6 protein-coding genes and 1 pseudogene are annotated in these 11,276 nt (G+C 28.5%); 5 read left to right on the top strand and 2 right to left on the bottom strand.

What is annotated here, in order from left to right; translation table 11 throughout:
• The 3 genes and pseudogenes from FPD38_RS01915 to FPD38_RS08250 form a co-directional block, all read left to right on the top strand.
• Positions 1-776 (top strand): bacteriophage T4 gp5 trimerization domain-containing protein (locus FPD38_RS01915; RefSeq protein WP_187153078.1); only part of this gene is annotated, 776 nt, incomplete at its 5' end.
• Between the two features lie 53 nt (positions 777-829).
• Positions 830-1,744: pseudogene (locus FPD38_RS08255) on the top strand (ankyrin repeat domain-containing protein); the annotation flags it as partial.
• Positions 1,739-3,697, top strand: a complete 1,959-nt coding sequence (locus FPD38_RS08250) for a BspA family leucine-rich repeat surface protein (RefSeq protein ID WP_315969944.1) — start codon at positions 1,739-1,741, stop codon at positions 3,695-3,697. The pseudogene FPD38_RS08255 and the gene FPD38_RS08250, both read left to right, overlap by 6 nt.
• Before the next feature lie 232 nt (positions 3,698-3,929).
• On the opposite strand, the gene dnaE is transcribed toward FPD38_RS08250, so the two are convergent.
• Positions 3,930-7,520, bottom strand: coding sequence for a DNA polymerase III subunit alpha (gene dnaE, locus FPD38_RS01905; protein ID WP_147555102.1), 3,591 nt, complete (start codon positions 7,518-7,520; stop codon positions 3,930-3,932).
• A 101-nt stretch (positions 7,521-7,621) separates the two neighbouring features.
• Here dnaE and FPD38_RS01900 point away from each other — a divergent pair, with 101 nt between their 5' ends.
• Positions 7,622-7,861 carry a SelT/SelW/SelH family (seleno)protein gene (locus FPD38_RS01900; protein ID WP_261798267.1) on the top strand — a complete coding sequence of 80 codons (240 nt, stop codon included), beginning with the start codon at positions 7,622-7,624 and terminating at the stop codon, positions 7,859-7,861.
• An 18-nt stretch (positions 7,862-7,879) separates the two neighbouring features.
• Here the strand turns inward: FPD38_RS01900 and FPD38_RS01895 are convergent, their stop codons facing one another.
• Positions 7,880-8,449, bottom strand: a complete 570-nt coding sequence (locus tag FPD38_RS01895) for a DJ-1 family glyoxalase III (RefSeq protein ID WP_147555101.1) — start codon at positions 8,447-8,449, stop codon at positions 7,880-7,882.
• Positions 8,450-8,862: 413 nt separating this feature from the next.
• Between FPD38_RS01895 and FPD38_RS01890 the strand changes: the two genes are divergently transcribed.
• Entirely contained in the window at positions 8,863-11,265 is a 2,403-nt protein-coding gene (locus FPD38_RS01890; protein WP_147555100.1) for an autotransporter outer membrane beta-barrel domain-containing protein, read from the top strand.
• Positions 11,266-11,276 lie beyond the last annotated feature (11 nt).

Here is an 11,276-nt window from a genome sequence, read left to right as displayed (position 1 = left end):
GAAAAGATAATACCGATGCAAAAGCAAGAAATGAAATCACTTTAAAAAATGATATAGACAAGGAAGAATTTTACATTCTAGCACAAAAAGATTATAAAGAAGAAATAGGCAACAACTATGAGCAAACCATAAAAAATAACAAAACCTCAGAAGTAGGAGCTTTATATACCGAATTCATTACTTTAGGGCATATGCAAAATATCATAGGTTTTAGAAATGTCAATGTAGGTGCGCAGTATCTAGAAAACACCTTGCTTTCTAAAGACACCAATGTGGGTTTAAGTAATACTTTAAATGTAGGAATTAGTAATGAAGTCAATATCGGACAAAATCATGAAGAAAAAATAGGAAATGATAAAAGAGTAATCATAAACAACAATCTAGAGCAAGATATCAAAAATGATTTTATCCAAAGAATAGGACATAATAAAAATGAAACCATAAAAGGTTCTTACGTGCTTCAAACCAATCAAAGTATAAAATTTCACTCCAAAAAAGATCTAAGCATAGAAACAAATGAGTATTTCAAAGCTGAAGCTGATGATTCTATTAGTTTTAAAGCTAAAAATAATTGTTCCTTTACAGCTGATGAAATAAATACTTTAGCTAATAAAGAAAGCACTTTAATAGCACAAGAACAAATCATCTCTCAAGTAGGTGAAAATACCACCATCACACAAACAAAAGATAAAATCATACTTCAAGTAGGAAAAATGCAAGTAATTATAGATGATAAAGGTTTAAGGGTAAAAGGAGGTGATTTAAGAGCAGATTAAAAGCAATTTTCTTGAATTAAAACTAAAATTACAAAAAAACTAAAGGAAAAACAATGAAAACATTAGAAGATATCAAAGCTATGAGCTATCAAGAAAAAGATGAATTAGAAGATTTAGTTCTTGAAATTATAGATAATAATGATTTAGTTAAGCTAAAAGATATTTTAAAGGATTATCCTGTAAAAATATCTTGTTATGAGCTTAATATTAAAGATGAGGATGGAGACTTTCCTTTATTTGATCCTTTTAATCTAATAATAAGAGCTGCACATGCTTGTGAAGATAATAATAATGATTTTTCTATTTTAGATTATTTATTTGATGAGTATGGTTTAAGTTTAAAAGATCCTAAATATAATTTTGCTTTTCATGATATGAAACATATCAAAGAAGCTAATGAAAAATACATCTTAATGAAAAAAGTAGAAGGAAATAGCATTATTTATCAAAATGCCCTAATCTATGATTATATACTCAATGCTGATAATCCAAATTCTCAAATCATACAATATCTAGTCAATCGTGGAGCTAAATTTGAAGTGCATAAAGATGACTTTGGTTGGACTCCTATGCATTTTTGGGTTATGCAAAATAATTATGAATTATTAGAACTAGCTATTAAAGGAGGGGCTAATGTGGATATGCAAACCTTGCTTGATCCAAAAAGCAAATATAATGAAACTCTTTTATTTGAAGCTGTAAAAGAACCTGAAACTTATAAGGTTACAAAGCTTTTAATCGAACTTGGAGCTAATGTGAATTTTATCACCCCAACTGCACCTTTAGATAATGCAAAAGGATCTAGAAATAAAAAACTTTTAAAAGATGCAGGAGCAATGACTTCAGAACAACTTGATAAAAAATACAATATATACTGGGATAGCAAAGAGTGTGAAAAAGATAAAAGCTATATGGAAAAATACTGTAAACTTTTAAACGATGCCATAAAAAAGGCTAAGAGAATGGAGAAAAAAGATGTAAATAAAGTTTCAACACAAGAAACTACAATAATTTTAGGAAAAACTCCTAAAGAGCTTATAGATGCTGTGCAAAATTTTAAAGTTTTAAAAGCTTTAAATTTATTACAAAATGGCGCTATTAAAAGCATCGACAAAGACATTTTAAAAATATGTGATGATGCTATAAATGAGTTAATCGATAAAGTTGTAGTAGATTCTAACAAAGGTAAAAATATAGGAGATGGTATTTATATAGAATTTAGTGAATTTATTTGCATTGATTATAATAATGATGGTTATAAAGATTATAGCAAGAGCGTAAGGAAAGAACTCAAAAAAAGCAGTCTTTACGAACTAAGAAAGATTTTAGAAGATATTATAAAAGGTAAAAGCATAGAAAGCACTTTGCGCGATTGTGCTTTTTATAATAAAAAAGGTAAATTTAAACCAAAACATCCAAATCTTTGCTATATTCCATTTAATCTTTTTGAATTAAAAATATTAGTAGAGATGGAATTTATATCTTTAGGGCAAATTGATTTAAGTTACATAAAAGACCTAAATCAACTTTTTGCTAGTTATTCTATGGAAATCATTCATTTGCATACAAATAGGAAAGATTTTAGCGGGATAGAGTCTTGGGATGTGAGCCAAATCAAATACATGAATGGACTTTTTAAAGGATTAAAAGATTTTAATGCAAACTTAAGCAAGTGGAAAGTTACAAATGTAAAAGATTTTGAAGAGATGTTTTATGATTGTGAGTCTTTTAAAAGTGATTTATCTAAATGGAAACCAAAAAAAGCTGAAAATATCAATTCTATGTTTCATGGAGCAAAATCTTTTGACTGCGATTTAAGCGAATGGAATCTACCAAGCGAATTAGTAGAACAATCAAACAATATATTTAGCGACTGCTCTTTACAAAATAATCCACCTTCATGGTATAGAGCAGTATTTGATATGGATAATCCAAGCTATGAATTATTATGTAAGCTTGTTAAGGCGCGTGATTATAAGCAAGCTAAGATTATTTTAGAAAAAATAATTCCTTTGCAAAATGAACAATACGAACATATCACTCAGCTTTGTTTTTATGTACCAAAAGGGACAGTAAGCAATGCAATGCCAGATGAGGATTTTTTTAGTACTCTTGTAAAAAACGCAAAATCTCAAGGCTTTCATATTCCTATTAGTGATGAAGTGATGCATATTTGTTTGCGTTTTGATAAACTAGAATATGCTAAATTTCTTAGAACATTAGGCTATAAAGTAGTAATTACTAAAGAAAACAAATTTGGTTTATCTGTTGCATTAGAACATAAGTTGAGCACAGAAATTAAAAATATTTTAGAATTTATCTTGGATAATCTTGATAGTAAAATCGATACTACATTTTTTGAAAACATTAGACTTAATCAAACGCCTAATATAAGATTTTGCAATGCAGATGATGAAACACTTGATTTTTTCTTTCAAGAATTAATAAAGCGTTACCCTAAAGAGATGCTTGATGAAAAACTACTAGTTATGTTTGTGCATAGCGATCTTATTTATTTACTTTTTAAACATGGATTAAAAATAGATTTAAAAAATATACCATATGATCTAAATATAGTAGGAAGGTATTACTTAGCGCCGATTCGGAAAATGCTCGCTTATGAAATAAAGGGAAGAGTATCAAGATTTTTACAGCTTTTAAGACATAATTTATTGCGTGCAGATTCTATTATAGAATATCATACTGGAGTAAAAGCCCCTGCGTTGCTTATTTTTTTAGATAATTTTAAGGATAGATTAGATCTTGATGGTAAAGAATACCCAATAAAAGACATTTTAATAGAATTTGCAAGCCATAATGTAGATATACAAAAGCTTGGAACTTTTTATGATAAAGATTTTTATGAAATTTTAAAATCAAGCGAATATAAACAAGAAATATTGACAATTTTTAAAAAATAAATATATAAATATTTAATAAACAAAAATGGTTTTTTATATATTTTAGTTATCTTAAAATTCTGCCTTAATAAAATAATTAAATTTTAACTAAAAAATATATAAAAACCTTCTTTGAGACATTTTACAAGACAACCTTGTGATTTTTCAAAATGGCATTGAATTTTATCAACTTAAATTTGCATATATAAAATCTCATATAAAATAAAATTCAAACCTATTTTTATTTAAATACTTAAGTTTTGCATTTTTGAGAAATTTCTTCAAAAACCTCTTTAGAAATCACAAAACCTGTATGATAAAGCAAACAACTACCCACATCTAATACTTTTAAAACTAATTTTTTATTATTAGTATCTTTTGGATTGTGTTTAGAATTTGCTAAAGAATAAATCTCATAAACCATATCTTTACTAAGCTTATTTATATCAAGCTCTATAATATTTTCTTCAAATTTAGCAGGTTCTTGAGTATATTCTTCTTTTACTTCTTTTTTTTGAAAATTTTTCTTTTTATTGAAAGATTTAATCTCATTTTCCTTAGCTTCTTCTAGGGTATAAATTTCATTTAAACTAAAACTTAGATCATTGTCATTGTTTTTATATCGAAGTAAAAATGCAAATGCTTGTTCTTTTTTTTCTTTGAAAATATTTTCTACTTTTTCCACCTGAGCTTCAAAAATAATCATTTCAAAAGAAGAATAAAGATCTAAAATTTCTGCTTTAGCATATCTTTTTCCATTTTTGCTCATCATAGATTTAAAATCTTCAATTTTACCAATGGTTAAAATTTCACCCTCACCTTTTAATTCTTCAAAATCTATGCTTTTATAATACTCTATACCTTCCATTTGCGAAGAAAATTTATCCAAAGGATGTCCTGATACATAGATTCCAAGCATTTCTTTTTCATACCCAAGCTTTTCCATCAAATCAAATTCGTTTTTATTTTCTCGAATTTCTACCTTAATATCTCCTGCGATCTCATCTTCTCCAAAAAGCGAAGCAGTAGAATTTCGCTTAACTTCAGCAATTTTTTTACTTGTTTCAGAAATAAGCTCAAGATTATCAATTAAACATTTTCTTGTATAGCCAAAATCATCAAAAGCGCCTGATTTAGCTAAATTTTCTATGGTTTTTTTATTAATTTTACTTGGATCAATTAAGCTTATAAAATCATTAAAATCGCTAAAACCACCATCTTTGCGGATATCCATGATATTTTCTATAGCAGGAATTCCCACACTTTTTATAGCTCCAAGTCCATAAATAATCGCTTCAGAACCATCTTCAAGCTTAATAGCACTAAATTCTCTTTGAGCTTTGTTGATATTTGGAGGCAAAAGCTTGATGTTCATTCTTTTCATTTCTTCAATGTATTTTGCTATTTTATCTACATTGCTTTCTTCGCTAGTTAAAAGTGCAGCCATAAATTCACTCGGATAATAAGTCTTTAAAAAAGCTGTTTGAAAAGTAATAAGTGCATATGCTGCAGAGTGAGATTTGTTAAAACCATACTCAGCAAATTTTAAAATAAGCTCAAACAAATCATCAGCTTTTTTCTCATCATACCCTTGTTTTTTAGCTCCTTCTAGGTATTCGGCTTTAAGATTGTCTAAAATTTCTCTTTTTTTCTTACCCATAGCACGACGCACATTATCAGCTCCTCCTAAAGAAAAACCGCCTATTTTTTGCACAATCTGCATAACCTGTTCTTGATAAACTATAACTCCATAGGTATTTTCAAGTATGGGTTTTAGTTCTTCAAAAGCATAGCTTGCAGCTTTTCTACCATGCTTAATCTCGATAAAATCATCCACCATTCCACTATCAAGTGGTCCTGGTCTATATAAAGCCAAAACCGCAATTAAATCTTCAAACCTTTCAGGTTTTAATCTAGCATTTAAGCTTTGCATGCCTCCTGATTCTATTTGAAAAATTCCTAAAGTATTTCCACTTTGTATGGTTTTATAAACCTTAGGATCATTTACATCTATTTTTTCCCAAATGACATCTTTGTTATATCTTTTTTTAATAAGTTTGATTGCATTATTAATTACTGTTAAAGTTTTAAGTCCCAAAAAGTCAAATTTGATTAAATCTACATCTTCAAGATATTCTTTAGAATACTGCGTAACCAAATGCCTTTCATCGTTTTTACTTTGTCTAAAAAGTGGAGCTTTATTCCACAAAGCTTCATTAGATATTACAACTCCTGCTGCATGCATACCTGCATTTCTATTTAATCCTTCTAATGCCTTAGCAAAATCCCAAACTTGATGCCCTTTTGGATGAGAATTTATAAATTCAGCTATTTTTGGTTCTTGTTCATAAGCTTTTTCTAATGTGATCTTTAGCTCTTCGGGGACTAATTTTGCCAATGCATCAGCATCAGGTATGCTCATATCACAAACCCTAGCTACATCTCTAATCACCCCTTTTGCCAAAAGCTTACCAAAAGTAATTACTTGTGCTACTTTTTCAGCTCCATATTTATCGATAACATAATCAATCACCTCCCCTCTTCTATCTTGACAAAAATCCACATCAATATCAGGCATAGATACACGCTCAGGATTTAAAAATCTCTCAAAAAGAAGATTATAAGGTATAGGATCTAAATCTGTAATTTTTAAACAATACGAAACCAAGCTTCCTGCTGCACTTCCACGACCTGGTCCCACCGGTATATCTTTTTCCTTAGCTGCTGCGATAAAATCATGAACTATTAGCATATAGCCTGAAAATTTCATATTTTTAATGATGTTAATTTCTAAATCAAGCCTAGCTTTGTATTCTTCATGCTTACTCTCATCAATAAATTGAAGTCTTTCTTCTAAACCTTTTTTACAAAGATGCTCAAAAACTATATCATCATTATCAAAACTAAATTCTTTATCTTCAATTAAATTAAGATTATATTTGCTAGCATATTCTCTTGTAAATTTAAAATTTGGAGGAGTAGGATCTCCTAGCTTTAATTCTAAATTACATTTGTTTGCAATTTCTTGAGTATTTTCAATAGCTTCAGGGATATCTGCAAAAAGTTCGCTCATTTGCTGTGGGGTTTTCACATAAAATTCATGCACTTCATGTCTTAAACGCCCTGGATCATCAAGCTTAACACCCATAGCTATACACATAAACACTTCATGTGCAGCCGCTCTTTCTTTAAAGGTATAATGAGTGTCATTAGTGGCTATGATTTTTATATCAAGCTCTTTGGAAAGTTTTATAATAGACTCATCGATAAATTTTTGATCTTCAATCCCATGGCGCATTATCTCAAGATAAAAATCATCTCCAAAAACTTTTTTATACCACAAAGCTGCTTCTTTTGCTCCCTCATAGCCTTTTGCGCCAAATTTAATATTTCTTTCATTTTTTGTATTTAAATGCCAATTTACCTCTCCTTGCAAGCATGCTGAAGAGCAAATCAAACCTTCACTATGTTTCTCTAAGAGCTTTTTATTAATCCTTGGGTAATAATACAAACCATGGATATAACTTTGAGAACTTAAAAACATTAAATTTTTATAGCCAATTTCATTTTTAGCAAATAAACAAAGATGAAAGCGTTGTCTTGAGCTTTTATCGCTTAAATCATCGTGATTATGCAAATACGCTTCAAGGCCTATAATAGGCTTTATCCCTTCAGCTTTCATAGTTTTATAAAAATCAATCGCACCAAACATATTACCATGATCAGTCATAGCAACACTGGTTGCACCTTGTGCTTTTAAGGTTTTAGCAAGCTCTTTGAGTTTATTTGCTCCGTCTAATAAAGAATATTCTGTGTGTAAATGTAAATGTGTAAATTGGCTCATACTATCCCTTAATAATTTTTCGTAATTATAAAAAAAATCTTTAAATTTAAAATAATTGGATAAAAAATGTATAATATCACACTTAAAAAAAGGAGTAAAAAATGGAAGTAAAAATTTATTATTGTAATTTTTGAAACTACAAACCACAAGCTGCAAGGGTTGCAGAAGAAATACAAAATGAGTTCAAAGATGCACAAATTTCTACCATAGAAAAAGGTGGAGGACATTTTATCGTTGAAGTAAATGGTAAAATCATTTATTCAAAAAAAGATTTATTTAATTGTGAAGTGGATAGATTTCCCCATGAAGGAGAAATCACTCAGCTAATCAAAACGATGTAATCTCTCAAAATTGAGAGATTATTTTGTAAGTGACACAAGCATACCTTCATAAAGTTTTTCATAAATTTCTACCGAACACAAGTGTTTAGCAAGCTCTAAACCAAACAATATCGCTGTAGCAGGTCCTGCTGAAGTGATGACATTTTCATTTACCACAACAGCTTTGGAAACTCTAACTCCATCAATACCACTTTCACATCCTGGATAACAAGCAAATTCTCCATTGATCACTCCTGCTTTAGCTAATACTATAGGTGAAGCACAAATTGCTGCTACTATTTTTTTATCTGCATGAAGATCTTGGATGATTTTTATGATGGTTGGGTTATTTTTGAGATTCATCATTCCTTCAAATCCACCAGCCATAGCAATGGCATCTAAATTTTTAGTATCAATCTTAGCTAGCGATGTATCTGCTTTAATGCAAATTCCATTTGCTCCTTCAACCATAAGCTCATCATCTAACGAAGCGATAATAAGCTCTAAATTTCCACTCATTTTAGCTGCTCTTTTTAAAACATCAGCTATGCCTATAAATTCAGCCTCTTCAAAACCCTTTGCAAGGGGTATTAACACTTTTTTAGTCATTTTTTTTCCTTTTACTATTGGTTATAAAATTATACAAAATATTAATAATTTTAAAAATATAATTCATACGATTAATAAAAAATTAATAATTATTTTAATAAAATGAATTAGTCTAAATGAAATTAGAATTATAAAATATATAAAGGATAAATATGAAAAAATTTCATATACATGGGGGGGGGTATGAAGCCTCGTTTATATAAACATACTCTACTGGGGGGGGGTATAAGAAAAAAATAATCCTTTCTTTAGCCTGTATTAGCTCACTTTATGCAAACACTCCAAAAATTGATTATGATATAGAAGTTAGTAATAAAAACATAACTTTTAATGGAAGTGCTTCAAATTTTAACGAAGAAAGAAAAAAACAAATTCGAGAAGACTTAGAAAAATGGAATAAATTAAAAATTCCAATGATTGATGGAAACGATCTTAATGTAAAAGTGGAAAATTCCGATAATTTATGGTTTATTGAAGTAAAAGACAAAATAGGACAAGTAGATATAAAAGATAGTTCATTAAAACATATGGAATTTAGTGCCGGTGGAGCCAATAACAGTTCTATCAACATTAATAACAGTAGACTAACTGGATGGCTTAGTCTTACAGGAAACAATTCTATAGAAAATATAAAAATATTTAATGGTGCTTATGTAGATAAAATACAAATAAACTCTTATATCACTGGTGGCATAGAAGTAGATGGTGCAAATAGTTTTGTTAGACAAATAACATGGCTTGGCGGAAATGGAACCCTTGTCAAAGATATCATTGCTAAAAATAATGCTTTGATAGGATATATTGATCCTATAGAAACTAAAAAAGTAGCTGCAGAAGATGGAGGACATATCTATCTTATCTACAATCATTATTTTTTAAAAAGCAACACTAATATATATGCCAAAGACAATGGAGTTATTCACTATATAGTTAATAATTCCATGAATTTAGCAAATATATATGCACAAAATGGCACGATCAAAAATTTTTATAATTTAAACAGCGAAACTAAAAAAATAGAAGCAAAAGAAAATGGAGTCATAGAAAATATAGTTAATAAAGCCACTATAAAAAATATAGGTGCAAATCAAGGAAAAATAGGAAATATATCTAATCATTCTAATATCAACACTATTTCAATTAGCAATGGTAGCTCCATAAACAATATACTAAACACAAATAACGCCAAAGACTCTAGCACAACCCAAGCATCTATAGCTAAAATAGAGATAAAAGATAAAAAAAGTGTTATCAAAAACATCATTAATGATGCAAAAATAGGTGAAATTGATAATTCAGGAAGTATTAAAAACCTTGAAAATTATGGCGAGATAAATAGTTTATCAAATAAAAATGGTTCATATTTATATATACAAAATTTTGGAAAAATAAACGCTATAGACAATCAAGGACATACCACAATAAAACATGATTTATCTAGCGTTATAAGCAAAAATAGATCTAACCATACCCCACTAAGTATAAAAAATGAAGGGAGTGGGGGTGTATTGATAGATGGATATTATTTTAACAAACCTGAATTTAGCAAAGAAGAACAAAAGCGCAATTCTATACAATTAAGCGGTAATAATATAAATGGAATAAATATAAAAAATATAGTCTTAAACGATAAAGATGTTGTTAAAGATAAAATTTATGATTCTAGTACTTTTTTTGAATACACACAAAAAAATCAAAACACTATAAACAATGGAGAAGGTGTTGATGCAAATGAAATCATAAGTCTTACTGGAATTTATGACTATGAAAGTGTTGGGGTGGATAAATACAAGGTAAAAGAAATAAATAAAAATGAATTAAGCGGGGAATCTTTGATAAAATCCTTGGCAAATTCTTCAAGATTAAGATATATTAATATTTCCAATATACTAGATGAAGTTACATCTAAAAATTTTAAAACAAATAATCATAATTTAGATATTTTAAATTCAATGGAAGATATTTTTATACAAGGAAATTATCAAACCGATGATCATTCTTTCTTCTTACCATATTATACAAAATCAAATATAAATCTATACAACTCCTTGAAATTAAGCTCTAAAACAAATGGTTTTATAGCAGGTTCTCAAAGAAAACTGCTAAAAGATAATGGTATAGTAAGCTTTTATTTGGGCTATGAAGACTCTAAGCAAGAAAGAAACGATCGAAAGTTAAATTTAAAAAACGATACTTATCATGGTGGAGTAAGTTATTATAAGACATTAAAAAAAGATGATACATATCATTATTATCTAAAAACTGATGTAAATTTTGATTATACACATTCAAATATAGAAAAATCATACACCACTACAATAGAAACAACCAATGCTAAAGCAAAAACTTTTGGTTATGGTGCTGATATATTATTTGGTGGTAATTACTATATGCCAAAATACAATTTAAAATTAAATCCAGAGTTTGGGTTATCATATAAAGGGATAAGTTTTAATGATTTTAATTTATTGCATGTTGGCGGTTTAAATGAGCACTATTTATCTCAGCAAACAAATTTTATAGATAGCGTGGTTGCATTAAAATTCCAAATGCCTTTAAGCGAAAAAATCAAAACAAATTTAAAATTTGGAACCTTATATAATATATACAATGATGCAAAAGAAAAATTGCAACTTGGTAATAATCAACTTATAACAAATGATATAAGTTTTTCAAAATGGTATATATTTACACAAGCAGGGTTATCTTATGCTATAAATAATAATATGGATATATCATTAAACTATAATGGAATTTTTACCTTTGAAGAAACACAAGCACATACAGCATTTTTAAAAATGTCTTTATGGTGGTAAAAATAAGAGAT

Source organism: Campylobacter volucris, from assembly GCF_008011665.1.
GTDB lineage: Bacteria > Campylobacterota > Campylobacteria > Campylobacterales > Campylobacteraceae > Campylobacter_D > Campylobacter_D volucris_A.
Note: the sequence above shows the minus strand (reverse complement) of the source record. Positions and strands in the feature narration are given on the sequence as shown.

Bases quoted from the DNA above. Each gene is read 5' to 3' on its own strand.
- FPD38_RS08250 (WP_315969944.1), top strand. From the start codon at position 1,739: ATGGAGAAAAAAGATGTAAATAAAGTTTCAACACAAGAAACTACAATA.
- dnaE (WP_147555102.1), bottom strand. From the start codon at position 7,520: ATGAGCCAATTTACACATTTACATTTACACACAGAATATTCTTTATTA.
- FPD38_RS01895 (WP_147555101.1), bottom strand. From the start codon at position 8,449: ATGACTAAAAAAGTGTTAATACCCCTTGCAAAGGGTTTTGAAGAGGCT.
- FPD38_RS01890 (WP_147555100.1), top strand. From the start codon at position 8,863: ATGATTGATGGAAACGATCTTAATGTAAAAGTGGAAAATTCCGATAAT.